This window comes from Mameliella sp. AT18 (genome assembly GCF_028807275.1).
Classification (GTDB): Bacteria; Pseudomonadota; Alphaproteobacteria; order Rhodobacterales; family Rhodobacteraceae; genus Antarctobacter; species Antarctobacter albus.
Window position 1 is genome coordinate 1 of the sequence record NZ_JARAMO010000284.1, and the last position, 24,260, is coordinate 24,260.

27 protein-coding genes are annotated in these 24,260 nt (G+C 62.2%); 23 read left to right on the top strand and 4 right to left on the bottom strand.

Annotation, left to right across the window (positions count from 1 at the left end; all coding sequences use genetic code 11):
* Positions 1-212 precede the first annotated feature (212 nt).
* The 5 genes from PVW46_RS23125 (at position 213) to PVW46_RS23145 (ending at position 6,170) form a co-directional block, all read left to right on the top strand.
* Entirely contained in the window at positions 213-1,172 is a 960-nt protein-coding gene (locus tag PVW46_RS23125; RefSeq protein ID WP_274577872.1) for an ArdC family protein, read from the top strand.
* Complete coding sequence (locus tag PVW46_RS23130; RefSeq protein ID WP_274577875.1) at positions 1,169-1,546, top strand: DUF2958 domain-containing protein; 378 nt, start codon at positions 1,169-1,171, stop codon at positions 1,544-1,546. The genes PVW46_RS23125 and PVW46_RS23130 overlap by 4 nt, the downstream gene beginning before the upstream one ends.
* Before the next feature lie 126 nt (positions 1,547-1,672).
* Positions 1,673-3,790, top strand: coding sequence for a ParB/RepB/Spo0J family partition protein (locus PVW46_RS23135; protein ID WP_274577877.1), 2,118 nt, complete (start codon positions 1,673-1,675; stop codon positions 3,788-3,790).
* 66 nt (positions 3,791-3,856) lie between these two features.
* The gene (locus tag PVW46_RS23140) at positions 3,857-4,921 is read left to right on the top strand and encodes a DUF7146 domain-containing protein (protein WP_274577880.1); all 1,065 of its coding nucleotides are present in this window, start codon (positions 3,857-3,859) and stop codon (positions 4,919-4,921) included.
* 328 nt (positions 4,922-5,249) lie between these two features.
* The gene (locus PVW46_RS23145; RefSeq protein ID WP_274577883.1) at positions 5,250-6,170 is read left to right on the top strand and encodes a DUF2493 domain-containing protein; all 921 of its coding nucleotides are present in this window, start codon (positions 5,250-5,252) and stop codon (positions 6,168-6,170) included.
* Between the two features lie 56 nt (positions 6,171-6,226).
* Here the strand turns inward: PVW46_RS23145 and PVW46_RS23150 are convergent, their stop codons facing one another.
* Together PVW46_RS23150 and PVW46_RS23155 are read right to left on the bottom strand one after the other, a co-directional pair.
* Entirely contained in the window at positions 6,227-6,931 is a 705-nt protein-coding gene (locus PVW46_RS23150; protein WP_274577885.1) for a hypothetical protein, read from the bottom strand.
* A 12-nt stretch (positions 6,932-6,943) separates the two neighbouring features.
* Entirely contained in the window at positions 6,944-7,471 is a 528-nt protein-coding gene (locus tag PVW46_RS23155) for a helix-turn-helix domain-containing protein (protein WP_274577888.1), read from the bottom strand.
* Between the two features lie 271 nt (positions 7,472-7,742).
* Between PVW46_RS23155 and PVW46_RS23160 the strand changes: the two genes are divergently transcribed.
* From PVW46_RS23160 to PVW46_RS23230, 16 genes are all read left to right on the top strand, one after another.
* Complete coding sequence (locus PVW46_RS23160) at positions 7,743-8,183, top strand: hypothetical protein (RefSeq protein WP_274577891.1); 441 nt, start codon at positions 7,743-7,745, stop codon at positions 8,181-8,183.
* A 580-nt stretch (positions 8,184-8,763) separates the two neighbouring features.
* Positions 8,764-9,084, top strand: coding sequence for a DUF736 domain-containing protein (locus tag PVW46_RS23165; RefSeq protein ID WP_274577893.1), 321 nt, complete (start codon positions 8,764-8,766; stop codon positions 9,082-9,084).
* A gap of 185 nt (positions 9,085-9,269) precedes the next feature.
* Positions 9,270-9,530 carry a helix-turn-helix domain-containing protein gene (locus PVW46_RS23170; RefSeq protein ID WP_274577896.1) on the top strand — a complete coding sequence of 87 codons (261 nt, stop codon included), beginning with the start codon at positions 9,270-9,272 and terminating at the stop codon, positions 9,528-9,530.
* A 134-nt stretch (positions 9,531-9,664) separates the two neighbouring features.
* Entirely contained in the window at positions 9,665-9,940 is a 276-nt protein-coding gene (locus PVW46_RS23175; protein ID WP_274577897.1) for a DNA -binding domain-containing protein, read from the top strand.
* 118 nt (positions 9,941-10,058) lie between these two features.
* Positions 10,059-10,355 (top strand): transcriptional regulator domain-containing protein, encoded by a 297-nt coding sequence (locus PVW46_RS28830; RefSeq protein WP_443137062.1) that lies wholly within the window; start codon positions 10,059-10,061, stop codon positions 10,353-10,355.
* 124 nt (positions 10,356-10,479) lie between these two features.
* Positions 10,480-10,821, top strand: a complete 342-nt coding sequence (locus PVW46_RS23180; protein WP_274577899.1) for a DUF2285 domain-containing protein — start codon at positions 10,480-10,482, stop codon at positions 10,819-10,821.
* Between the two features lie 118 nt (positions 10,822-10,939).
* On the top strand, positions 10,940-11,215 hold the full coding sequence (locus PVW46_RS23185; protein ID WP_274577901.1) for a helix-turn-helix transcriptional regulator: 276 nt from the start codon (positions 10,940-10,942) through the stop codon (positions 11,213-11,215).
* A gap of 9 nt (positions 11,216-11,224) precedes the next feature.
* Entirely contained in the window at positions 11,225-12,337 is a 1,113-nt protein-coding gene (locus PVW46_RS23190) for a replication initiator protein A (RefSeq protein ID WP_274577903.1), read from the top strand.
* On the top strand, positions 12,334-12,972 hold the full coding sequence (gene parA / locus PVW46_RS23195) for a ParA family partition ATPase (protein WP_274577905.1): 639 nt from the start codon (positions 12,334-12,336) through the stop codon (positions 12,970-12,972). Before PVW46_RS23190 ends, parA begins: the two co-directional genes overlap by 4 nt.
* Positions 12,969-13,214 (top strand): ribbon-helix-helix protein, encoded by a 246-nt coding sequence (locus PVW46_RS23200; protein ID WP_274577907.1) that lies wholly within the window; start codon positions 12,969-12,971, stop codon positions 13,212-13,214. The genes parA and PVW46_RS23200 overlap by 4 nt, the downstream gene beginning before the upstream one ends.
* On the top strand, positions 13,211-13,732 hold the full coding sequence (locus tag PVW46_RS23205) for a DUF2840 domain-containing protein (RefSeq protein ID WP_443137063.1): 522 nt from the start codon (positions 13,211-13,213) through the stop codon (positions 13,730-13,732). Before PVW46_RS23200 ends, PVW46_RS23205 begins: the two co-directional genes overlap by 4 nt.
* Positions 13,729-14,274, top strand: a complete 546-nt coding sequence (locus PVW46_RS23210) for a S26 family signal peptidase (RefSeq protein ID WP_274577910.1) — start codon at positions 13,729-13,731, stop codon at positions 14,272-14,274. The genes PVW46_RS23205 and PVW46_RS23210 overlap by 4 nt, the downstream gene beginning before the upstream one ends.
* Positions 14,275-14,319: 45 nt before the next feature.
* The gene (locus PVW46_RS23215) at positions 14,320-14,655 is read left to right on the top strand and encodes a DUF736 domain-containing protein (RefSeq protein ID WP_274577912.1); all 336 of its coding nucleotides are present in this window, start codon (positions 14,320-14,322) and stop codon (positions 14,653-14,655) included.
* 4 nt (positions 14,656-14,659) lie between these two features.
* Positions 14,660-15,448 carry a lytic transglycosylase domain-containing protein gene (locus tag PVW46_RS23220; protein WP_274577913.1) on the top strand — a complete coding sequence of 263 codons (789 nt, stop codon included), beginning with the start codon at positions 14,660-14,662 and terminating at the stop codon, positions 15,446-15,448.
* Positions 15,449-15,698: 250 nt separating this feature from the next.
* Positions 15,699-17,459: a relaxase/mobilization nuclease domain-containing protein gene (locus PVW46_RS23225; protein ID WP_274577915.1), complete on the top strand. Its 1,761-nt coding sequence runs from the start codon at positions 15,699-15,701 to the stop codon at positions 17,457-17,459.
* A gap of 408 nt (positions 17,460-17,867) precedes the next feature.
* The gene (locus tag PVW46_RS23230) at positions 17,868-18,743 is read left to right on the top strand and encodes a hypothetical protein (protein ID WP_274577916.1); all 876 of its coding nucleotides are present in this window, start codon (positions 17,868-17,870) and stop codon (positions 18,741-18,743) included.
* Positions 18,744-18,990: 247 nt separating this feature from the next.
* On the opposite strand, the gene PVW46_RS23235 is transcribed toward PVW46_RS23230, so the two are convergent.
* On the bottom strand, positions 18,991-19,440 hold the full coding sequence (locus PVW46_RS23235; protein ID WP_274577918.1) for a hypothetical protein: 450 nt from the start codon (positions 19,438-19,440) through the stop codon (positions 18,991-18,993).
* Between the two features lie 6 nt (positions 19,441-19,446).
* Complete coding sequence (locus PVW46_RS23240; RefSeq protein WP_338020546.1) at positions 19,447-21,402, bottom strand: ATP-dependent helicase; 1,956 nt, start codon at positions 21,400-21,402, stop codon at positions 19,447-19,449.
* Between the two features lie 242 nt (positions 21,403-21,644).
* Here PVW46_RS23240 and PVW46_RS23245 point away from each other — a divergent pair, with 242 nt between their 5' ends.
* Together PVW46_RS23245 and PVW46_RS23250 are read left to right on the top strand one after the other, a co-directional pair.
* Positions 21,645-23,630 (top strand): conjugal transfer protein TraG, encoded by a 1,986-nt coding sequence (locus tag PVW46_RS23245; protein WP_274577921.1) that lies wholly within the window; start codon positions 21,645-21,647, stop codon positions 23,628-23,630.
* A 10-nt stretch (positions 23,631-23,640) separates the two neighbouring features.
* Complete coding sequence (locus tag PVW46_RS23250) at positions 23,641-24,072, top strand: ribbon-helix-helix domain-containing protein (protein WP_274577923.1); 432 nt, start codon at positions 23,641-23,643, stop codon at positions 24,070-24,072.
* Positions 24,073-24,260: the final 188 nt, after the last annotated feature.

The following is a 24,260-nucleotide window of genomic DNA, read 5'->3' on the forward strand; positions in this document are numbered from 1 at the left end:
CAAGACCGTGTGACCAGCGCACCGCTTACTCTTGAATAGCCAAAGGGGAAAGCCTTCCCCTGCGGCCGAGTCTATCGTCTCGGCCGACCCCTTCGAGCGGGCGGGATTCCCCCCGCAACGCCCCCTTTTTGAGAGTGAGAGTGTGGACGGGTTTTCCGTGACGGGATGAGGACCGGAGGAGAGGATTCCGGCGCCCGTCGCGGAGAACCGCGATGTCCAGACAGAACCGCAAATCCGGCGCCCGGCGCGATCGGACCAATCTCTATTCCGAAATCACCGACAAGATCATCGCCGAGCTGGAAGCCGGCCGGGTGCCCTGGGTTCAGCCCTGGGGAACGGCGGCGGCCAAGGCGCCCCTTGGCCTACCGAAAAACGCCTCCACCGAGCGACAATATTCGGGCATTAACATCCTGCTGCTGTGGGGCGCCGTCATCGAACGCGGCTTTTCCGGCCAAAGCTGGCTGACCTTCCGCCAGGCACTTTCGATGGGCGGTAACGTCCGCAAGGGCGAACGCGGCACCACCGTCGTCTATGCAGACCGCTTCGTGCCGGATGATGAGAAACGCCGTGCGCGCGAGACCGGCAAGGAAGCCCATGCGATCCCATTCCTGAAGCGCTTCACCGTCTTCAACACCGATCAGTGCGAAAACCTGCCCGAGGATGTGGCGACTGCCGCGCCGCCCGTGCCGACAGGTCTGATCGATCCGCACGTCGAGGCGCTGATTGCAGCGACGGGCATCGACTTCCGCATCGGCGGCAACCGGGCCTTCTACGTGCCGGCCCACGACTATGTGCAAGTGCCGCCGCCGCAGGCCTATTTCGAGCCCATCAATTGGCACCGCACCGCGCTGCACGAGCTGGGCCATGCGACAGGCCATGCCTCGCGTCTGGGGCGTGATTTCTCGGGCTCCTTCGGCACCAAGAAATACGCCTTCGAAGAGCTCATTGCTGAGATCAACGCGGCGTTCTGCTGTGCCTCACTCGGCATCACGCCGACCGTCCGGCACGCCGACTACATCGGCTCCTGGCTCGAGGTGCTGCGCGAGGACAATCGCGCCATCGTCCGCGCCGCCAGCCAGGCGGGCAAGGCCGCCGACTGGCTTCTGGCCGTCGCGCCGGATGCCGTGGAGACCAGTTCGGTGGAGACCTCCTGCGACAGGAGGGTGGCATGATCCTGTTGACCGACGAATTGCGCGATCGGCTGCTCGCCAATGGACGGCAGCGCGATATCGATCATGTGCCCGTCGCGAAATTCTTCAATCCGGTCGGCGCGGGCACTTGGCTGATCACCGAGATGGAGGCGGACGGCGATACGCTGTTCGGCCTTGCCGATCTCGGTTTCGGATGCCCGGAACTCGGCTCCTGCAGCCTTGCCGAACTCACCTTGGCGCGCCTGCCTTTCGGTCTCGGGATCGAACGCGACATCTTGTTTCAGGCCACCTTCCCGCTTTCGGTCTATGCGGAAGCGGCCCGGCAGGCCGGGAACATTGTCGAAGGCGAGCGGCGGCTGCGTGCCGCCGCGGCGACGCTTCAGGACCGCCGCTGAGGTGCCACTGCCTGGGTCTGTCTTCCGCTCAATCGACAAAGTGAGAGTGAGAGGGCTGCGCCCTTTTCCGTGACGGGTCGGAAGTCGAGAGAGAGGCTCTCGGCGCCCGTCGCGGAGTAAATCATCATGGCGAATGCAGCCAAGAAGATCACCCTGTCGTCGTCGCGCGACATTCCCTTCAACAAGCTCGTGCTCTCCCAGTCGAACGTCCGGCGCGTCAAGGCCGGCGTCTCGATCGAGGAACTCGCCGAGGACATCGCCCGGCGCGGTCTTCTGCAGGGTCTCAGCGTCCGGCCCGTAATCGACGAGGCCGGGACCGAGACCGGCATGTTCGAAATCCCGGCCGGCGGCCGGCGCTATCGGGCGCTGGAATTTCTCGTGAAGAGGAAGCGCATGACGAAGACCACGCCCGTGCCTTGCATCGTGCGCGAGGACGGCATCGCTGAGGAGGACTCCCTCGCCGAGAACGTCCAGCGGGCGCCGCTGCATCCGCTTGATCAGTTTCGTGCCTTCCTGACGCTGAAGGAGAAGGGCCAGTCCGAGGAGGAGATCGCCGCGACCTTCTTCGTCTCGGTTAATGTCGTGAAACAGCGGCTGAAGCTCGCCTCCGTCTCGCCGAAATTGCTCGATATCTATGCCGAGGACGGCATGTCGCTTGACCAGTTGATGGCGTTCACCGTGTCGGGTGACCATGAGCGCCAGGAGCAGGTGTTCGAGCGCCTGCGGCAGTCCCACGACAAGCAGCCCTATGCCATCCGGCGCATGCTGACCGAGGGCGCGGTTCGGGCTTCAGACAAGCGCGCGCGGTTCATCGGGATCGACGCCTATGTCGAGGCCGGCGGCACGGTGCTGCGTGATCTGTTCCAGTCGGATGACGGTGGATGGCTACAGGACGTTCCGCTCGTCGAGGACATGGTGATGGACAAGCTCAGGCAGAAAGCTGAGGCCATTGTCGCGGAGGGTTGGAAGTGGACCGATGCCGTTCCCGACTTCCCCTACGGGCACACCTTCGGCCTACGCCAACTGCGTGGCGAGGAGGTCCCGCTCTCGCCGGAGGAAGAAGCCGCTCGGGGTGCGCTGAAGGCTGAATTCGATCAGCTTGAAGAACAATATGCCGAGGCCGATGAGTTGCCCGACGACGTCGACACGCGTCTCGGCGAGATCGAGACGGCGCTCGAGGCCTTCGAGGATCGCCCGGTCAAATTCGATCCGGACGAGATCATCCGGGCCGGTGCCTTCGTCAGCATCGCGCATGACGGCAGCTTGCGCGTCGAGCGTGGTTTCGTCCGTCCCGAGGACGAGATCGTGCCTGAACCGGAATCCGGCGGCGGTGATGCTGACGGCACTGGCACCGAGCAACCGGACAGCGATGGCAACGAAGGTGAAACCTCCAACAGCACTGATGAACCGTCCGAACCCGATGAGGACGAAGGCTTGTCGCCGATCTCCGACCGGCTGATGGCGGAACTCACCGCCCATCGTACGCTAGGATTGCGCAACGCGCTCGCTGAACGGCCGGACATCGCCTTCGTCGCAGCATTGCACGCCCTGACGCTGACGATCTTCTACCACTATGGCTCCAACAGTTGTCTCGAACTCGGTTTGAAGAGTGTTGGGTTCAGCGCCCAGACACCTGGATTGAACGACAGCGTAATCGCCGAGGTTGCTAACGCCCGGCACGAGGCGTGGTCCAAGCGTTTGCCGAAGGAGTCCGACGAACTCTGGGGCGCACTTCTGCAGTGGGACGGACAGAAGCAAGCCAGTCTCTTCGCCCACATCGTCAGCCTCTCGGTCAATGCCGTTTCCGAATCCTGGAACCGGCGCCTGCGGGCCCTCGCCCACGCAGATGTCCTTGCGCAGACCGTCGGCCTCGACATGGCGGCGGCGGGATGGCGTCCGACCGTCGATACCTTCCTCGGCCGCGTTACCAAGGCGCGTATTCTGCAGGCCGTCACCGAGGCGAAAGGCGAACACGCCGCCGATCGCATCGCCCATCTCAAAAAGGGCGACATGGCGACCGAGGCCGAGACTCTGCTCGCCGACACCGGCTGGTTGCCGGAGCCGCTGCGCACGCCGGGTGAACCAGCACAGGGCGATCATGAAACCATCGGCGATCCGGCGGAACCGGAATCGGGCGTAGCGGACTCGGCGACCGAAGACGGTGAAACGGCCATGGGCACCGAAGACGTTCCGGACGAAAATGACGATGCCGAAGCGACATCTCACGTGGTCGCCGCCGAATAGTGCGGTATCCGAACCGGCAAACTGGCCCGCGGCGACGCGGGCCTTTTTCTTTGAGGGAAGCGCGATATGGCGAAATCAGCGAGCGATCTCGCGGCGCGGCTTGCCTACGACGCCGAAGCCGTTTGCCGTAAATATCTGTCGAGCGGCCACAAATCCGGCCGCTACTGGATCGTGGGCGACGTGCGCAACACAAAGGGGCGCTCGATGTTCGTACGCCTCAAGGGACCCGAATTCGGCAAAGGCGCCGCCGGCAAATGGACCGACGCCGCAACGGGTGAACACGGCGATCTCCTCGACGTCATCCGCGAAAGCTGCGGCCTTACGGAATTCAGGGACGTGGCCGACGAGGCGCGGCGGTTTCTCAGCGTGCCGCATCCCGAACCGGAGCCGGCATCATCGACCGGACGCAAATCGCCCGCACCAACGGGTTCGCCCCTGGCGGCCAAGCGACTGTTCTCGATGGCGCAGCCGATTATGGGCACACGCGCGGAATCGTATTTCCGTAAGCGCGGCATTACGGCATTGCACGGAACCGGATCGCTGCGGTTCCATCCGCGCTGCTACTACCGCCCCGACGAGTACAGCCCGACAGAGACTTGGCCGGCCCTGATCGCGTCGGTCACCGATCTCGACGGTCGCCAGACTGGCGCGCATCGCACCTGGCTCGATCCGAACGGGTTCAGCGAGGCGGCACTCGGCAAGGCCCCGATCGAGACACCCCGACGGGCGATGGGCGACCTGCTCGGCCATGCGGTACGCTTTGGCGTGGCGGGCGAGGTCATGGCGGCGGGCGAAGGCATCGAGACCATGCTGTCGCTGCGATGCGTATTGCCCGAGATGCCGATGGCGGCCGCACTCTCCGCAGCCCATCTCGCCGCCATACTGTTCCCCGACACGCTGCGCCGGCTCTATATCGTGAGTGACGATGATCCGGCGGGCGACGGCGCGCGGGATACGCTCGTCGAACGGGCAGACTCGCTCGGCATAGAGGCTCTACCGCTCTCGCCGATGCTGGGCGATCTCAACGAGGATCTGCGCCTGCGTGGCCTCGACACCCTCCGGGCCTCGATCCGGGTCCAACTCGCCCCGCGGGATGTCGCCAGGTTCATGGAATCCGTTCTGTCCGCCTGAACCGGGTAGCGGTGCGGGGTATGGCGGCGACGTCGCAGCTTTCGTCAACGGCTCCCCGTGGATGTCGGAGAGGGCCGCGCCCCGGCCTTCTTCAGAGGGCGACCGGACAGCAGGCGGCCCGGTCCGGCAATGGCTGCGGCCAACGATTTTCCGGCGCGGCCTGACGGCCGCTTTCCACCGCGAAACAAAATCGCCGGCCTTCGCCATCCTCCGCTGACGCTCCGGTCCTTCCGCTGCCGCTCCAGGATGCAGGCCCGGTCCGCCCGCCGTCTTTCGGTGCCATGAAGGCCGCGGCGGGCGCGGCCAACCGACAAAAGGGAGCCACCTGATGACACTCGACGACGACACCTTCGAACCCCATCACGAATCCTCGCCGACCGAGCACGCGCTGAACGAACTGGAACTCCATGGCTACCGTCATCTCGGCCACGGACCGGACCCACGCCTCGTCCCGGAAGACAACGTCATTGCCGGCGCCGTCTCCGATATTTTCGACGCCCTGATCGCCACCATGGCGGATACCGCCCTTGATGGCGAACTCGACGATCTGCTCTGGTCGACGGTCAACATGTTCCACCGCGCCACCGACAGGCTCGAACGCAAGCTCGACGACAACGAACAGGCTCAAAAGCGCGGGCAGCGCGAACAGGATGGCTCGGAAATCAAGGCCGTCGAGCTCGAACGCCTCATCGATACCGGACAAGGCCTCATCGAACGACGCGACAGCCTGGAGGTCTTCCGCGACAGCGCCGCCGAGCACTATCTGCGTACCACCGGATCACCATGGTCGCCGCGCACCGGCTCACAGGTCAACCATCGCGCACTGACTTCTGCCATGATCGACAGCCGCGACTTCATTGCCGAGCGCAAACGCGCCAACCGCGAAGTGCTCCTACCCGCCGGTCCGAAGGTCGCCGTCTCCGGAGGCGCCGACTACAACGATCACAAGCTGATCTGGGACAAGCTCGACCAGGTGCATGCCAAGCACCCTGATATGGTACTGATGCACGGTAAGTCGCCAAAGGGCGCCGAGAAGATCGCCGCCCGATGGGCCGATCACCGCAACGTCAAACAGATCGGCTTCGCACCCGACTGGAGCACGCACGGCCGCGCCGCGCCGTTCAAGCGCAATGATCAGATGCTCGATGTCCTGCCGATCGGGGTCATGCTCTTCCCCGGCACCGGCATTCAGGAGAACCTCGCCGACAAGGCCAGGAAGCTCGGCATCCCGGTGTGGCGGTTCGAATGAACCGCGGCCGGCGCCGCTTATCTATTTAAGTGTGAGTTCGCTGCATGCACCCTACATCACCCGGGCAGCGAGTCGTTCTTGGTAGCCTCCAGCGTGGCGTCGTTTGCTTCGATCCAGGCTTCTAGCCTTTCCATGAGGCCCGTCCAGACATCGTTGTATTCATGATGAAAGGTCATCATGCACATGTCCATGGAACCGAGGTGTTTGTCACCGTGCAGTTCCATCCAGCGGTTGGAGAAGTGCGTTTCGTATTCGTCATGATCGACCTTCGAATAGCCCGTAATCATGCCCTCGTAGTTCGGATGGGCGCTTTCTGAGAGGATGGCGTAGAGCTTTGCAAGACCGGGATACCGTTTATCGCACTTCTCAAGGATCGTCATGATATTGAGCGACCGATGCGTGGTCGATCCGTCGCGTGAACCGGCTAGCAGTGTGGTCGTCTTGTCGCTGAATAGGTGGAAGTTCAGTTTCCCGTCCAGAACCTGCTGCATTTGCTGGTTCAAATAGACCAACACCGCCACCGTCTCAAAGCCACTGCGAAGAAGTATGCGCGCACCTAGGCCGTGGCCTTGTTGATGAAGCGCATAGGATTGCGTGAGCAGATCATGCAGGCGCCAGAACACCGCTTCGCGAAGCATCCAGCTCCGAAATGGTGCCTTCCACTTATAGGCCATAGGGTTGCGCGACAGCAAGCCTGCGACAGGGATGCTGGCCATGCGCGAAGTAGACCAATTGGCGAGGTTCTCCTGCACAGTATCCATGGTCAACCCTGGTCAGCTTGACTGCAGCATGTCGTAGGTGATGATCAACTTCCCGTCCCTGATGTCGGTCGGGGCAAAGCGCTCGGCCGCAGTCAGTACCATGTGCAGAATGTCGCTGATCGCCTTCCCAAACTCTTCATCGGTGGCGAAGTTCGCCCGGTGGTGGTCGTCAACGGCGTCGAGATCGATAACGCACAGGAAATCTTCCCCTGCGTAACGCATCCGCATCGTCGCTGCACGGTTGAAGCGATCGATTCTCACGTTGCTGGTGTATTCAAGCTTCCGTTCACGAAAACGGACACCGACACCGGAATTTCCATCCTCGGGGATGAACTCGATCCCCGCAGCGAACATGCAGTCCGCGATGGAGCGCAAATTATTCTTCATCGGCTGCCGTGTGTTGGATTCGAAATCGACGATAGTAGCGCGAGAAACGCTGGCGTTCGTAGCAAGTTGGTCTTGGGTCCAGTTCAACAGGCTGCGGGCGGCGCGGCACTGATCGGCTGTGATTTGCATACGATTATCCTTATTGGTCAGCATCGATCTTCATGTACTACATGCGTCAAAATGTCAAATATCATTCTTTGTGTAAGATAGAGGGCGCGCCCGGATTGTCCGATGGAGGATAACCAAGCAATAGAACGACATATTCGGCTCTACGTGGCATCGGAGGCAATTCGAACTTCACGCAGCAATCGCACAATGCACATCTAGCGGGTCGCTGAGCGAGCACTATAGTGATACCCTTCAATCGCGCCATGGTGGTGGTGGAGGCGCGACCGTTCGAACCTCGCCTTACGGAGACACCACCATGATTATCTTATCGATTCTTGTTGCACTTGCAGCGATCGGCGCCCTTTGCTGGTTGCTGTTCACACTTGCCGCCTATGCCTTGCCCGCCCTAGGCGGTGTCGCGGCCGGTCTGTGGGCCTATCAGACCGGAGCCGGCCTGCCGGGCAGCGTCCTTGTCGGAGTTGTCGGCGCGGGCCTTGTGTTCGGCCTTGCGCAGTTCCTCATCCTGTTCGCCCGGCCCATGTGGCTGAAGCTTGCCGTCGCGCTCGCCTTCGTTGCGCCTGCCGCCATCGCGGGTTTCCACGCCACCCACGGCATCGTCAAACACCTCACGCCGTCGGAAACCTGGGAGACCGCCTTCTCCGTGATCGGCGCGGTGGCGGTCGGTATCACGGCCTTCGCGCGCGTGACCTCGATGGCCCCGCCCGGACCTGCCGGGCAGATCCCCGCCAGCATCTGAACGCCCCTGCAGGCGAAGCCGGGACAGGGGCGGAGATAGTCCGTCGCGTTCGTATCGAAGGTTGAGCAATGTGGAAGCGAGGCTCTATTCGGACCAACGATTTCGGTCGAGAGTCGCCGCCCCGCACGGTATGGCGTACCGTGCCCCGAACGGGGCGACCGGCGCCGGACGCGGAGTGGCTTGCTTCCACATCGGGTTGCATCGCTGGATATCAAGCGGACTGACCTGCAGGGCGGCAGACGCTTTCCGTGCATTCGCCGGACGAGAACCAGGGTGTTCGGCGTTGCCAAATTCTCCTTGAACAATCCCTGTGAGCCGACCGCTCCAAACGGCCTCTCCAATGGGCTGATCTGGCCGAAGACCGGCTGCGCCTCGATCGCCTATGGCGCAATGACGCCCGTCAAGTTTCTTCCCCTGCCGGCTGCGCCGCCATTCCTCGCGAGACAAGAAACCCACCGGATCGCCATCCTCCGTTCACACTGCGGTCGCAGGCGATGCGCCGTCGATCGCCTCCGGCCCCTCCGATCGCCATCGAGGCCGCATGGTGCGGGCTCGAAACCAGTGATCAAGGAGAACTACCATGGCAACCATCGGCACCTTCAAGAAGTCCGGCAACGAATACACCGGCGAAATCGTCACCCTCAACGTGCAAGCGAAGAACGTCCGCATCGTCCCGGACACCAACCAGGCCAGCGAGAACGCACCCAGCCATCGGGTCCTGGTCGGTCGCGCGGAAATCGGGGCCGCCTGGTCCAAGCAGTCGAACGAGGGCCGCGACTATCTCGGTCTCAAGCTCGACGATCCGAGCTTCACCGCTCCAATCTACGCCAACCTCTTCGAGGACGACGACGGCGGTTACAGCCTGATCTGGTCCCGCCCCACCCGCCGCAACGGCGAGTGAGGTTCGACGAGGCCCCGCCCGGCAAATCCGGGGGGGGCCGATCCCATCCGGCGACCGAATCAGTTTCGCCGCCATTCCGTTTCGATCTGCAAAAACTCAATAATTCTATGGCGAATTCGACCAAGAACGACTAAATTAGTCGTAGTTCTGGCGTGCGCATATATCGTGGTGGGAGGTGATCATGCATGATCACCGCCCGACAATCGCGGGCCGCGCGCGCGTTACTGGGTTGGACGCAGGAGACGCTCGCCGACAAGGCTCGCATATCACTGACCGCGCTGAAGCGCCTCGAATCCGAAAGCGATCTCGAGGTCTACGAATCGACGCGCGATCAGGTGCGCAGGGCTCTCGAAGGCAATGGCATCGTGCTCCTCAACTCCGAACGAGGCGAAGGAGTAATGATCGTTCATGACACACACGCAGGCAATTCACCGCGACGGAGCTAGTCGCTGCTCCTGCGATGGCGACACGTCATCCCGACCCCATCTTGCCCGCACATTCCTTGACCCGATTGCCGGACGGCATGCGAATGTGTTCATATTGTGTTAACGAAATAAGCGGGATTTCATAACCCGCCGCGATGGGACAGCGGATGGCCAACCCGGATTACCTCGACGAACCGCCGGCGGAGGATCGGATCACCGATTACGATCGCGCGCATTTCAAGACATATCTACGGCTTCTCGACGCCGATGCCGAGGGCGCCGACTGGGAGGAAGCCGTCGAGATCATCTTCGGGATCAATCCGCGGCAAGACCGGGACCACGCGTTGAAGGTCCATTCAAGCCACCTCGCCCGCGCACGCTGGATGACCGAACACGGCTATCGTCACTTGCTGCGCGGTGACCTGCAATAGCCAATTCGCGATGCGGTATCGGCATCACCCCTTGCCCGAACAAAGTCTACCGCGAATGCAATCAGAACGTGATCTTTGACGTCCAAGTAGACCTGTCAGCATCTGTTGGAGGCGTTCCATGGCGGAGGACGCGGACTGGCGACATGGTAAGGCCCACGACTATGTCGACCGGCTCGACCCGGCGGGTCTCGCTTGGGAATTCCTGCGCCGAAATCGGTCATATCAGGGCGACTACGAACGCGTTCCCAAACAAAAGCGCGAATCCGCCAGCGATGCGCTGACCAGACTGTGGGGGTTGCGATTTCCCCGTTTCCCCGACCCGTCGCGCCACCGATGCGGATATCTTCTTTGCGCCGCATTTCGACCCTGGAACGCTGCTTCTGACATCGCCCTCGCGGGACCTTGCAACCGATAGTCCTGTTCTCACCCTGCCCGATACGCCTGCCCACAGAGCGCCGGAAGGGAATTACCTCTACGTTGAAATTGCCAATCAACGCTTCCCGGCCCTGTGCCTTGGCGACCATCCGCCAACTGGTCCGGTGGCAGCAACGACCCTCCTCGATCGTTTTATCGAGGATCGCATGGATGCGATCCGGCGATTCGCGTCGGCAGTTCACCACCGACGACCAGTGCCCGACATGCGCGTGAGTCCCTACCGCAGACGTAATCTCCGCCAGATGCTCCGGATCCTCGATGGTCGTCGATCCGGAGCCACGTACCAAGAGATCGCCGAGGTGGTTCTGGGCGCCGATCATGTCAGCGCCACCGCATGGAAAACCATGCCGGAGCGCGACACCGTCATGCGCCGCTTCCGCGAAAGCACCAAGCTCGTCGAGGGCGGCTACCGCTCACTTTTGTTCCGCCACCTCCCTCAGACCTGAAGGGTGCGAAAGCGCCGCCGCGTCTTCGCACTCCCTCTCGCCTCGCCTTCTCCGCCACCCTGCTCCCCGCAGGCCGTCGATATCCGGCGGCCCCTGGAAAGATCACGGAGGCACGATCATGTCCGCAACGCCCACCGGCTTGCCGCCACGCTATCTGAGAACCCCCGAAGCGGCGCGCTTCCTCGGCCTGTCCGGCCGGACGCTCGAAAAGCACCGCACCTATGGGACCGGCCCCAACTACCGCAAGCTCGGCGGCCGTGTCGTCTATTCGGTCGAGGATTTGCAGGCCTGGGCCAATCGCGGCGCAAAGACCTCCACCTCGGATCCCGGCGCCGGCACGGTGCTCCCCGCCAAGCCTCACGGCGTCGCGCACGCCGGATCGAACCGCCGCTGATCTCTCACCATGGCGCGATCACGCACATCGGAGAGAGCACAGCTCGAATTGTTTCGCGCCCTCCCCCGCGATCTCGCGCCCCGCGACGCGCAGGACCTCATGGCCTATCCCTTCTTCAGCTTGTCGAAATCCCCAAGAACGACGCCGATCGACTTCCGGTCCGGCGCGGTCGCGATCCGCGTGGAGGCCGTGCCCGAACACGGCATGGCCACCATCTGGGACGCCGATATCCTGATCTGGGCCGCAAGCCAGATCGTCGAGGCCCGCGACAACGGGTTTCGCACCTCGCGCCTGATGGCGGCGACCCCCTATCATATCCTCACCTTCATCGGCCGCGGCACCGGAGCGCGCGACTATCAGCGCCTCAAGGCTGCACTCGATCGTCTGCAATCGACGACGGTGGCGACAACGCTCCGACAGCCACCACGGCAGCCGCGCATGCGCTCGGAGCGCGCAAACGAGCCGACGCGGCGCATGCAGCGCTTCTCCTGGATCAACGAATGGACGGAACGAAGCGATGCGCGCGGCAATCCCGAGGGCATCGAACTCATCGTCCCGGACTGGTTCTACAGGGCGGTTCTCGATGACGCCCTCGTCCTCACCATCGACCGGGCGTATTTCAGTCTGACCGGCGGGCTCGACCGTTGGCTCTACCGCATCGTGCGCAAGCACGGCGGCAAACAGACCGGCGGCTGGCGCTTCGATTTCCGCCACCTCTATCTCAAATCCGGCAGCCTCTCGCCGTTCAAACGCTTCGCCTTCGAACTGCGCGCCATCGTCAAGCGCCAAGCACTTCCCGGCTACCGGCTTTTCCTTGATCTCGAAGCAGGTCGCACCCTGCTCGCCTTCGAACCCGTAGCCTGTGGACAAGCAGTGGACGCCGTCGTGCTATCGGGAACCCCAACTATCGTGCCATCGGGAACCGCACCCTCGTGCTATCGGGAACCCGAACGGGGGTTAAGTGCCCGCCAGCAAACCGAAAATCGCGCCCTTAACTTAGAGTCTAACAAAGAATCTAACTTCTTAAGAGACAGGCAGTCTGGGGAAAACACCGACCCAGGCGGCGCTCCGCCCCCCTCCTCCCATGCGCTGAAGAAGGAAACTCCGGGAGGTGCGTCATGATCGTCGCGCTCCTCAATCAGAAGGGCGGCGTCGGCAAGACCACCCTTGCCCTGCACCTCGCAGGCGAATGGGCACGGCGTGGCGACAGGGTCACGCTTATTGACGCCGACCCTCAGGGCTCGGCACTCGACTGGTCGGAGCAGCGCGCTCGAGAAGGCCTACCACGGCTCTTCGGCATCATCGGCCTGGCACGTGACACGCTGCATCGTGAGGCGCCCGAACTGGCGAGCAATGTCGATTACCTCGTCATCGACGGACCGCCCCGCGTCGCAGGCTTGATGCGTTCGGCACTGCTCGCCGCCGACATTGTTCTCATCCCGGTCCAGCCGTCCCCCTTCGATGGCTGGGCTTCCGCCGAGATTCTGCGGCTGATCGAGGAAGCGCGGATATTCCGCCCGCAGCTCATCGTGCGCTTCGTTCTCAACCGCTCGGCCGCGCGCACCATTATCGCCCGCGAAACCTCCGAGGCACTCGCGGATCAGGATCCGCCAGTGCTGCGTGCGTCTGTCGGACAGCGCGTCGTCTTCGCCACGGCAGCGCAACTTGGGCGGCTCGCCTTCGAGATCGATCGCGACAGCTTGGCCGCAAAGGAGATCACCACCCTCGCTACCGAGATCGGGAGGTTGGCCCGATGAAGGACCGCCCGACCAAACGCGGTTTCGCGGCGCGACCGAGCGATCCCGAGGACTGGATCAGATCGGCGGGCCGCGCCGAGGCGAAACACCCCGAATTCACCGCGCGGCTGACCATCGACATCACGCCGGAACTACGCGGACGCATCAAGATCGCGGCCTTCGAACGCGGCGTCACCGTCGCCGACATGCTGCGCGATCTGCTCGCCCGCGAATTTCCCGAACCCGAAGGAGAGCAGCCATGACCGGCAACTCTGTGTCGCGCATGGGCGGCAACATCACACATACACGGCAACCCGCCGATGATCTGACGCGGGTCGAACTCACCTGGGTCGAGAAACGGATCGAGCACTGGATCCGGTTTGGTCGCATCGCCGAAGAGCAGGTTCTCGACCGGAAGCGGCGCATCGTCGGCTTCGCGCCCGGCAGCATTTTCGCCTTCGTCCGCTGGGGCGCAAACGACTATGGCACGATCATCTCACGCATCGATATCGTTCGCGTCGTCGCACCGGGCGCGCCCTATCAGACGCTGCCCTTCGTGCGTCCCGGCGGCGACATCCTGCTCAAGATCACGGGTTGGCCGAAGGTTGAGCGCGTGCTGCAGGCGGTCGACGCCATCGAGGCACTCGACATCGATCCAGCCGACGTCGCGCCGGACTATTGGCGCCACGTCCACAACCGTCTGACCGCAGGGCACGAGCCGCGCAACTACACACGCACGCAGCATCATGCCTGGCGGCTGCGGCATAGGGCGGAACCATGACCCAGCTCACCTACGTCATGATCACGTCCGTCAGTGCGGTCGCAATGAGCGCTTTGTCGTTCGTTCCGATCTCGCCGAAGCTTATCTGGAACGCCTCTGCCAGCGCGCCGGTGGGTCTCTATGTCATCCAGCCGGACGACCATTTCGAGGTTCCAAACCTCGTCGCGGTCGCACCGCCGGAACCTCTCGCCCGATTGTTCGACCAGCGCGGATATCTGCCGCTCGGAGTGCCGCTCCTCAAGCGGATCGTCGCGCTCCCCGGACAGCGCGTCTGCCGTCGCGGCAGCGACGTGACCGTCGACGGGATCGAGATGGCGGAAGCACGGGCGACGGATCGGTTCGGCCGCGCCCTGCCTGTCTGGCAGGGCTGCCGCCGCATCGCCGACGGCGAGGTGTTTCTCCTCAATTGGCAGCATCCGGACAGCCTCGACGGGCGGTATTTCGGACCGCTGTCGCAAAGCGCGGTCATCGGTCATGCCATGCCGCTCATCACCGACGAGGACGGAACCGGCCAGTTCGAGTGGCGTGCGCCGGTCCGGTGACCGACCGCCCCGACAGTCTCCAACCGCAACGAAAGGGCCCAACCCATGACACAGATAGGACAATTCACCCGCACGAAATCCGGCTTCACCGGACGCATCCAGACGCTCACATTCGACTGCGACTTGGTCCTCGTTCCCGCCGAACCGTCCGATACCGAGAACGCGCCGGACTTTCGTGTTCATGTTGGTGACGGCTCCGGCCCCGAGGTCGGAGCCGGTTGGAAACGCACTGGCGAGAAGGCCGGCGACTATGTTTCCCTGCAGCTTGACGACCCAGCATTCGACCGTCCGATCCGCGCCAATCTGTTCCAGCTCGACGCCGAGACCGACACCTGGACTCTGCAATGGAACCGTCCTCCGAAGCGCGGCGACAAGGACTGAGCCCATGTCCAGAATGCAAAACCAGACCAAACCCCGTAACGCCGCAGGCAGGCTCGGCACTACTCGCCGGACAGGCCTCCTTCTCCTTTCCGGCCTGTTGTCGCTCGGTAGCTTGCCGGCCATCGCTCCGGCACATGCACGCGCCGAGAATACTTCGCGATGCGAACAGTCCGCTGCACATCCCTTTGCCGCCCATATTGCTGAGGCGTCGCACCGCTTCGGGCTCCCCGAACACTGGATTCGCGCGGTGATGACGGCCGAAAGCGACGGGATCGCGCGCGCGATCTCGTCAAAAGGGGCGATGGGCCTGATGCAGATCATGCCCGACACCTGGATCGAACTCAGTGCCAGATATCGCCTCGGGAATGATCCATTCGATCCGCGCGGCAACATCCTCGCAGGCGCGGCCTATCTGCGCGAACTCCACGACAAATACGGGTCACCTGGGTTCCTCGCCGCCTACAATGCGGGACCGGGTCGCTACGGCGAATACCTCGTCGGCGGGCGTCCCCTGCCGGCCGAAACACGCAACTACGTTGCGGCGCTTGCGCCCTATGTCGATGCCTCCGCCGCGTCCCTCGCGGCGATCCCGGTCCAGATCAACCGCAGCGACTGGACACAGTCACCGCTCTTCGTCGCGCAGGCTAACGGCGGCGCGACTGCTGTTTCGGAACCCGCTTTGGTGGAGCCCGTGACCGCGACAGAGATGCCGATCGAGGAGACTGACAAGCGTCTCGCACCGCGAGATAGCGGTCTGTTCGTCACGCCTTTGCAGGCGCATGGGCGCCAATGACGATGAGTGCTTCATGGCAAAGAATGGCGTGCTTCCGAAAAGTGGAAGCGGAGATGCATGCTGAGCGGGAGAGCACGACCGAAGGACGGCGAGATAAAAGGGGCGCGCCGGTCGAACCACAAGTCATTGAAATGACACGGGTTCCGGCGTGCCGGTCGGTCGGGCCGCGTGCCGCTGCCAATGAATTGTCACGTGATTTCAATGCCTTTTGCGGCACCGCGGCCAGTTCCCGGTATGAGGAAGGGCGGCGATGAGCGGTGACGAGCGTGACTTCCATATCCGTCCTGGTCGTATCCGCGACAAACGGGTTCCCCGCCAGAAGGGCTTCATCAATCAGGTGATCCGCGCCGCCAAGAAGTCCGGCCACGTCTCGAGTTCCGGAACCGGTGGCCGCGGGTCCGGCTATGGCCGATCGAGCTTTGGCCGGGGCCGCACACGTTTCGCTCGCGCCCGTCTGTTCAGCTCTTCCAGGCGCGTCGTCGTCAAGGCCCGCGTCGTCCGTCACAAAGGCCGCGCGTTTCGTTCGGCACCACTCACCGCCCATGTCGTCTATCTCAAGCGCGAGGGCGTCACCCGCGATGGTGAGCGCGGCATCATGTTCGATGCGACGAACGACAGAGCAGACGATTACGCCTTCGCCGAGCGCTGTGAGGATGATCGGCATCATTTCCGGTTCATCGTCTCGCCCGAGGACGCTGCCGACATGCAGGACCTTAGGGCGTTCACCCGCGATCTCGCGCGGCAAATGGAATCCGATCTTGGCACAAGGCTCGACTGGGTCGCCGTCGATCACTGGAACACCGACAACCCGCATGTCCACCTGCTGGTGCGCGGTATGGACGAGACCGGCGCCGATCTCGTGATTTCGCGCGACTATATCAGCCGCGGCCTGCGGTCGCGCAGCGAGGAACTGGTTTCTCTGGAGCTCGGCCCCAAGCTGGAGCACGAGATCCGCGCGCCGCTCGAAAAGGAGATAACCGCCGAGCGCTGGACGAGCCTCGACCGCGAGATCCGTTTCGCCGCCGACGATACCGGGCTTATCGATCTTCGTCCGGATGCTGGCGACATGAGCACCGGCGAAACCCGCCGGCTGATGATCGGTCGCCTGAAGCATCTGGAGAAGATGGGGCTCGCCGCCCATGCCGGTCCCGGCGAATGGATGGTCGGTCTCGAGGCCGAACGAAAACTGCGCGATCTCGGCATGCGGGGCGACATCATCAAGACCATGCACCGTGCCTTTGCCGAACGCGGCCAGGACCGTGGCATCGGCGACTTCGCGATCGAGACCGGAGAAGCGGGGTCGCCGATCATCGGTCGGCTGGTCGATCGAGGCTTACATGACGAATTGACCGGCGAAGCCTATGCCGTGATCGACGGCACCGACGGCCGTGCCCATCATGTCCGTTTCCGGGGCATTGAGAGCTTCGAGCACGCACCGCCCCTCGGCGGTATCGTCGAAGTGCGACAGTTCGGTAGGGTGGATGAACGGCGACCGACCCTCGTGCTGGCGCTTCGCTCAGATCTCGATCTCAACGCACAGGTCGGTGCGCCCGGCGCCACCTGGCTCGATCACCGTCTGGTCGAACGAGATCCGATGCCACTCTCGACCGGCGGATTCGGGGGCGAGGTCGGCGTTGCGATGAAGGAACGCGCCGAACACCTCGCCGAGGAAGGGTTTGCGCGCCGGCAGGGACAGCGCATCATTCTGCAGCGCGATCTGCTCAACACACTGCGCCGGCGCGAGTTGGACGCCGCGGCCGCAAAGCTCGCTGGTGAAACAGGACTGCCCCATGTGAAGTCCGGGTCCGGTGAGCATGTCGCCGGCACCTATCGCCAACGGCTGACGTTATCCTCCGGACGCTTCGCCATGATCGATAGCGGGCTCGGTTTCCAACTCGTCCCCTGGTCGCCATCGCTTGAGAAGAAGCTGGGGCAAGAAGTATCGGGGCTGGTGCGAGGTAGCGGCGGAGTTGACTGGATCTTCGGCCGAAAGCGGGGCTTAGGCCGTTAGGTTTGGGAGGCTCGCCGAACGCTGGCCGTAAGCGGCACGGCAGCGTTGGACGCCGCGATGCAAACAGAGGACCTTCAAGCCGATCGGGCTAAAGTTCCGGATTCGCAAACCACGAAGCGCAAATTGGCAGACGCCATCGATTCTCGGGCGACAAAATGAAGTAGAATTTCGAGGCTCCAATGATGATGAGAAAATGCGATCTGGCATTGCCTGCGGTAGCTGGACTATTGTCTTACAGCCTCGGAAGACGACACTCATCAAATGTAGAAGGCCAAGCCACTTGTTTGAGGTTAAAAGATCTGCCCCCCACAGCGACTACGTCATGGCGAAGGTCGAACGTGCCGTAAACGGCGCCAATATCCGCACAAGGCGTTGCTTCGTCTGCGGGGGGGGGCACCGACAACAGGGGTGGGCGAACACGTGTTCCCAAAGTGGCTTCAAACAAGGTTCGGGCTATTTGACGAGCGGCTTACGCTAATCAACGGCACCTTTATTCCCTATCGCAGTCTAACCGTTCCCTGCTGTGCAGAATGCAATACGGGGTTCCTGTCCCGTATTGAGACCGAAGTGCAGGAGGTAGTTGAACGCGGTTATGTTGAAACCAGCGCAGACAGGCTTACCGTGGCACGTTGGATGTCCAAGATTCTTGTCGGCATTTTGGTCAAAGAAACCGCACTCCTGCTGGATCGAAAAGATCCAACGCTGGGCAACATCGTGACAGCCGATTTCATTGGTGAACTCGCCCATTGTCAGCTAATACTTCAAAGTGCCCGAAAGCCCACTAGGTTTGGCGCTCTACACGGCACGTTCCCCTTTACCCTCTATTGGTATCGAATTGACGGTCCAGACAACGATTTTGATCTCTCTACAGACATTGTCGGCCAGTCGATCGCGATGCGCTTGGGTAAGTTGGGACTCGCCTTCGTAAACGATGGTGGGCTGCAGATGATTCACGGCGAGAAAGGCCCGTATGGCCTAGAGGGCCTGACAGTCCTACCCCATCAGTTCGGTGAACTGGCGGCTCGCGTACACACCAAAGCGTCACTGCGCGATGCCACTCATTTCTATCTCAACTCAGAGACGCCGACGCATCTGACCATAGAGCAGCAGGACGTAAGGCCTTTCACCGGCACCATGCTAGCTGGCGGCGAGATACAGGTGTTCCAACCATGGGACTCGTTTATGTTCGCCGTACGCGCGGCTCGAGTTACCCGGCTCGAAGAAAGTGTGTTCATGGAGACAACAACCGGGCATGAAATGACCACGCTGACAAACCTGATTTGAGCGACGATGTGCATGTCGCTACGGATGATAAAGCACCACCGCAGCCCAAGAGGTATCAAGACCCACCGCCTATTTGCCGCCGGGGTTGCGCTGTCTACCCTTGCACCTGCGGCTTCGTCGCGCCGCTTTGGACTGTCTCGGTCAAGAGGAGCACGAATATCGCCTGTTTCTTGTCGCTTATCAGGTCGCGAGCCTAAAGAGGTGAGACCGCGAATGGTTGAGATGACATCGAGGTGATGCGGTTTTGCTACGGCGTTCGTCCGGCATCATGCAGCATGATTTCCGACACGAGCGAGGTCATAGCGCTGGCGATTCGCCAAGCTTGGAACAGTTCCTGGTGTAGGGCTTCCAGATCCACCATCATCGCATCGCGCCCCTCGTCGGTCTGGATCTTGAAATTGTGCCTTTCGTAGAAGCCATGGTTTAGGCGGTTCCTCGCCTTAAGAGCTGAAGCGAACCTTTCCTCGACACCTCCCTCAAGCCGGACACGACTCTCGAGGATGTGCAGGAGGCGCCCGAGTGTGCTCCTGTCGATCTCGTCCAGCGCAGCTCGCGCCATCTCTCCGTCCGGCGCGACGTGCCATCCGTGCTCGAGCGCCTGGGAGCACAGTATCAACGTGCCGAGTTCGGTCTCAAATAGCTGCCCCGCCTCGGCGGTGATGCCAAACTTGGCATATAGTTCCTCCCGTGTCGCCAACTTCCGTCACGCGCCTCCGGCCGTGGGTTTGGGCGCAGCCGCGCCGAGCTCGCCCAAGAAGCGGCTCGGTAGGAGGTTCGCCATTGGGCCGGATTTTGTCTTGAACGCCACGTTGGCGCCGTAGGCGTCCTTGATGGTCATCTGCTGCGGGTAGCTGATGAAGAGACTACCCGGGCGACCGTTCGCCAAGTCGGATTTCACGCGCGTGATCCCGACATAGAAGAGCCTTCGCGCTTCCTCGAGGGCGGCATCCTTCACTTCCTTCGGCCAGTCCGGATCAGGCGCGGCCGGCAAAATACCCTCCACGCAACCGGCGACGAAAACGAAGGGCGAGCTTAGGCCCTTGCTCTTATGAAGGCTCATGAGCCGCACCTCTTCGACCGTGGGAGGGATATCGGGTTGCGTAATTTCCTCCATCATACCGCCGAGCAATTCCTCCGGCGCGGCGACCGTTTCCATCTGCGCCAGCGCCAGCTCACGCAACTCCGACAAATTCTCGTCGTCAGTTGGGAAGAGAGCGTCGATGAAAGCGGGCAGATCCGCCTTCAATCCTTCCAGCGCATCCAGTTCAGCTCTGATCGTCTTGAAACGCTCCACCAGCGGTTTGGTGTGGGGAAGCGCCAACACCTCATCGGCCAGCTTCTGCATCGCGGTCCACGGGCTGTCTCCGCTGCTCTCGCAATGCGCGCGCACCCGAGCGTAGGGCCTCCGGCGGAAATCGTTGTCGCCCGCGCCCAACAGGTATCGAAGCGCCACCCGATCCTCGGTGTTGAGCAGGAGCTTGAAGGTGGCGAAGCGCTCCTGCGCGGCCTCGGAATCGAGCTGGCTTTCCTCATAATAAGACTTGGCGGGAACACCCGCCTGTTTCAGCGCATCGAGAATGGGGCGCCCCGCGACGGCGCGCTGGACGAGAATGATGATCTCGCTTGGGTGCACGCCGTTCGCGAGCAGGTCCGTCACCTTTTTTGTGATCCACTTTGCCTCGCTGGAGAGGTAGGGCACTTGTACGATGGCCACCTCCCCCGGACCCTTTTCCGGCAGCGGGTTTAGGGCGCGGGGCAGCCGGTTTTGGTTGACTGCGATGAGCGCGTTCGCCATATCGACGACCGTCGTGGGGCACCGATGACAGTCCGCCATTTCGAGATCGGCGCACCCCGGGTGGAGATCCTTCCATTCCCGGATGCCGTCGGGATAGGCATTCTTAAAGCTGTAAATCGACTGATCGTCATCGCCGACGATGCAAACCTCCGCGGTCTCGCCAAGGTAAACGAGGGCTGTTTGTTCGGCCATATTAAGGTCCTGGAACTCGTCCACCAAGAGATGCCTGAACTCCTTCCGTTCGGCGCCGGCCGGGTTGTCCTTCAAGTAGCGGACTAGATACGGGATAAGCTCGCCGATCAGCATGCCCTGGTGGAAATCTAGCCAGTCCAGCAGATCGGACTGGAACTGCTTTTCCTCCTCGGTTTTCGCGAAGCCCGGCTCGTCTCCCTGGCTCTGAGCCCAGGCTGCCGTGTAGCCTTGGATCAACCTCTTAACCAAGCGCTTCCCGCCATTGGCATCGGCGATATCGCAAATCATCGCCTTCGTCTCGAACGTGTTCAGGGGCCGAGGTGCGCGGCCGACGGCCTCCAGCACGTGCTTCCGAGCGAGGATTCGCATCGCGAGGCTGTGCAAGGTTTGCCCCTTAAGTTCCTCGCAGCCGGGCGTATCCAGTTTCTGCAGCTCCCGGTGCAGGTCCTCGGCGGCCACGCGCGTAAAGGTGACCGCCAGTATCTCGTTCGGGTCGATCCCCGACTCGAGTAGCCGAGCCACGCGTCGTTTCATCGCGAACGATTTTCCCGTCCCCGGTCCCGCGATCACTCGAACCCGTGGTTCCGGTGCAGCCGCGATGCCGAATGCAACACTGCCCTGATCAAGTCCTGAATCCCAAGCCAATACTCGTCCCCCAAAGTGTTCGCGCAAAAATCCTCATCGCTCGGAAATCTAACGGCATTCCCGTTCCAGTTCAAAGCGGCATTCTACATAGCGCGACGGTTACGCCGGCGTTTGCCACCCTGCCGCGAGCCCGCCGGAATGGCTGATGCCATTTTCCGGGTCGGCAGGCATTCGATCCATCCTTTATGTGCGCAACAACCGCCATTCTTTTGACGACTACGCGACTTGGCTTGCAAAAGCGGCCGGTCCAAAGGTCATCATATATGACCATGTCCGCAACCAAGATCCTTTGGGGCCAAATCGCCGTCGTCTTCCTCATTGTCCTCACCACCACATGGGGCGCAACGGAGTGGGTTGCCTGGCGGCTTGGGTTTCAGCCTCAACTCGGAACGCCCTGGTTCGATCTGGTGGGCTTCCCCTTTTACTATCCGCCAGCCTTCTTCTGGTGGTGGTATGCCTATGACGCCTATGCGCCGCCGATCTTTGTAGAAGGCGCAGTTATCGCAGCCTCGGGTGGTTTCCTGTCGGTCGGCGTAGCCATCCTGATGTCAGTTTGGCGGGCGCGGGAAGCCAAGGACGTCATCACCTACGGGTCCGCACGCTGGGCCGAGGCGAAAGAAGTCGTCAAGAGCGGTCTCCTCGGATCGGACGGCGTCGTACTCGGCAAGTTCGCGGAGAACTACCTTCGACACGACGGGCCCGAGCACGTACTTTGCTTTGCGCCAACGCGCTCGGGCAAAGGTGTCGGCCTAGTCGTCCCTACTCTCCTGACCTGGCCCGGCTCGGCCATCGTCCATGACATCAAGGGCGAGAACTGGGATTTGACTGCCGGTTTTCGGTCAAGGCACGGCCGTGTGCTTCTCTTCGATCCGACCGACCCGGCTTCGACCGCCTACAATCCCCTGCTCGAGGTTCGCCGCGGCGACTGGGAAGTCCGAGACGTCCAGAACGTCGCCGACATTCTGGTCGACCCGGAAGGGTCGCTCGAGCGGCGCAACCATTGGGAGAAGACCAGCCACTCACTTCTGGTCGGCACCATCCTCCACGTGCTCTATGCCGAACCGGACAAGACCCTCGCGGGCGTCGCCGCGTTCCTTTCCGACCCAAAGCGGCCGATCGAGGCTACGCTCAAGGCAATGATGGCGACGCCGCACCTGGGCGATGCCGGCCCCCATCCGGTGGTCGCGTCTGCGGCGCGGGAACTTCTGAACAAAGCCGACAACGAACGCTCCGGCGTTCTCTCCACCGCCATGTCGTTCCTCGGGCTCTATCGCGATCCTGTGGTGGCGAAGGTCACCCGTCAGTGCGACTGGCGCATCGCCGATCTGATCGACGGAGAACAGCCTGCCACCCTCTATCTGGTGGTGCCGCCGTCCGACATTTCGCGCACCAAACCGCTCATCCGTCTGATATTAAACCAGATCGGACGGCGGCTGACCGAGGACCTGCAGGCCACGAACCGGCGCCGACGCGTGTTGCTCATGCTCGACGAGTTTCCGGCACTCGGTCGGCTCGATTTCTTCGAGAGCGCCCTCGCCTTCATGGCTGGTTATGGGCTGAAGGCCTTCCTAATCGCCCAATCTCTCAACCAGATCGAGAAGGCCTATGGGCCGAACAATGCGATCCTGGACAACTGTCATGTTCGCGTGAGCTTCGCGACCAATGACGAACGCACGGCCAAACGCGTTTCGGACGCGCTTGGCGTGGCGACAGAGATGCGGGCCATGAAAAACTATGCAGGCCACCGGCTCTCGCCATGGCTGGGGCATCTCATGGTGTCGCGGCAGGAGACGGCCAGGGCGTTGCTCACACCCGGCGAGGTCATGCAGCTTCCGGCCACGGACGAGATCGTCATGGTCGCGGGCTTGCCACCGATCCGGGCGAAGAAGGCTCGCTACTATGAAGACGCAAGGTTCACGGAGAGAATCTCAGCACCACCCGACCCGTCCAAAACCACCCCGCCCGAAAGAGACGATACCTGGGCCGATCACATCGTCACGCCGACTGCAATGCGCGCCTCGAATGATGACGCGGACTCCGAAGACGCCGCGAATGGCGGAATGCGGCGACAGCCGGACCTACCTGAATATGAAGACGTCGTGCCGCCGCCCAAAGAGCCGAAACCGTCGAGGGAGTTCGACCTGCTTGAGGACGATGCCGACGAGCCCGCGAAGCAGGCACGGGCATTTCGTCAGCAGGGCCGCCAGATCGCGCGGCAGGCGACCTTGGACCCAAAAGACGGCATTGAATTGTGAGGGCCAGACCATGCGCAGCCGGATGAATGTCTATTTCCCGCCGGAGATGCTGAAGCAGATCGCCGATCTCGCTGATCGCAAGGGCCTGTCCCGTTCCGCCATCGTCGAGGCCGCCGTCGCGTCGTTTCTGTCACCCGACGGGTCCGATCGGATGGAGGCCGCGTTCACGCGTAGGCTCGACCGTCTGACGCGTCAGGTCCAACGCCTGGAGCGGGATGTGGGGATCAGCGCTGAGACGCTAGCTCTTTTTATCCGGTTCTGGCTGACGATCACGCCGCCACTCCCTGAGGACGCCCAGTCGTCAGCCCAGATCAAAGGCCGGGAGCGCTTCGAGGGATTTGTCGAGACGCTCGGCCGACGATTACAGAAGGGGCACAGTTTTTTGAGGGAAATGCCGGATGATGTCGAAGCTGACAAAGCAACCGGGATAACAAACCGTTAGCGCCTAAATCTTTGCGACGCCGACACCTTGTCACGGTCGTTATGAGCCATTCTTCTCCCAAGAAGCAACTGTAGGTTCGGTCGTCTTAGAAGAGGTAGGTTATCGTTTGCTTAGCTCCGCAAGAACCGCCGGCTCGGGAGGCACGACGTTTTGGGAGTCTTGGACCTGTCACGCTCTGGTGCCGCTCC

Bases quoted from the DNA above. Each gene is read 5' to 3' on its own strand.
- PVW46_RS23125 (WP_274577872.1), top strand. From the start codon at position 213: ATGTCCAGACAGAACCGCAAATCCGGCGCCCGGCGCGATCGGACCAAT.
- PVW46_RS23130 (WP_274577875.1), top strand. From the start codon at position 1,169: ATGATCCTGTTGACCGACGAATTGCGCGATCGGCTGCTCGCCAATGGA.
- PVW46_RS23135 (WP_274577877.1), top strand. From the start codon at position 1,673: ATGGCGAATGCAGCCAAGAAGATCACCCTGTCGTCGTCGCGCGACATT.
- PVW46_RS23140 (WP_274577880.1), top strand. From the start codon at position 3,857: ATGGCGAAATCAGCGAGCGATCTCGCGGCGCGGCTTGCCTACGACGCC.
- PVW46_RS23145 (WP_274577883.1), top strand. From the start codon at position 5,250: ATGACACTCGACGACGACACCTTCGAACCCCATCACGAATCCTCGCCG.
- PVW46_RS23150 (WP_274577885.1), bottom strand. From the start codon at position 6,931: ATGGATACTGTGCAGGAGAACCTCGCCAATTGGTCTACTTCGCGCATG.
- PVW46_RS23155 (WP_274577888.1), bottom strand. From the start codon at position 7,471: ATGCTGACCAATAAGGATAATCGTATGCAAATCACAGCCGATCAGTGC.
- PVW46_RS23160 (WP_274577891.1), top strand. From the start codon at position 7,743: ATGATTATCTTATCGATTCTTGTTGCACTTGCAGCGATCGGCGCCCTT.
- PVW46_RS23165 (WP_274577893.1), top strand. From the start codon at position 8,764: ATGGCAACCATCGGCACCTTCAAGAAGTCCGGCAACGAATACACCGGC.
- PVW46_RS23170 (WP_274577896.1), top strand. From the start codon at position 9,270: ATGATCACCGCCCGACAATCGCGGGCCGCGCGCGCGTTACTGGGTTGG.
- PVW46_RS23175 (WP_274577897.1), top strand. From the start codon at position 9,665: ATGGGACAGCGGATGGCCAACCCGGATTACCTCGACGAACCGCCGGCG.
- PVW46_RS28830 (WP_443137062.1), top strand. From the start codon at position 10,059: ATGGCGGAGGACGCGGACTGGCGACATGGTAAGGCCCACGACTATGTC.
- PVW46_RS23185 (WP_274577901.1), top strand. From the start codon at position 10,940: ATGTCCGCAACGCCCACCGGCTTGCCGCCACGCTATCTGAGAACCCCC.
- PVW46_RS23190 (WP_274577903.1), top strand. From the start codon at position 11,225: ATGGCGCGATCACGCACATCGGAGAGAGCACAGCTCGAATTGTTTCGC.
- parA (WP_274577905.1), top strand. From the start codon at position 12,334: ATGATCGTCGCGCTCCTCAATCAGAAGGGCGGCGTCGGCAAGACCACC.
- PVW46_RS23200 (WP_274577907.1), top strand. From the start codon at position 12,969: ATGAAGGACCGCCCGACCAAACGCGGTTTCGCGGCGCGACCGAGCGAT.
- PVW46_RS23205 (WP_443137063.1), top strand. From the start codon at position 13,211: ATGACCGGCAACTCTGTGTCGCGCATGGGCGGCAACATCACACATACA.
- PVW46_RS23210 (WP_274577910.1), top strand. From the start codon at position 13,729: ATGACCCAGCTCACCTACGTCATGATCACGTCCGTCAGTGCGGTCGCA.
- PVW46_RS23215 (WP_274577912.1), top strand. From the start codon at position 14,320: ATGACACAGATAGGACAATTCACCCGCACGAAATCCGGCTTCACCGGA.
- PVW46_RS23220 (WP_274577913.1), top strand. From the start codon at position 14,660: ATGTCCAGAATGCAAAACCAGACCAAACCCCGTAACGCCGCAGGCAGG.
- PVW46_RS23225 (WP_274577915.1), top strand. From the start codon at position 15,699: ATGAGCGGTGACGAGCGTGACTTCCATATCCGTCCTGGTCGTATCCGC.
- PVW46_RS23245 (WP_274577921.1), top strand. From the start codon at position 21,645: ATGTCCGCAACCAAGATCCTTTGGGGCCAAATCGCCGTCGTCTTCCTC.
- PVW46_RS23250 (WP_274577923.1), top strand. From the start codon at position 23,641: ATGCGCAGCCGGATGAATGTCTATTTCCCGCCGGAGATGCTGAAGCAG.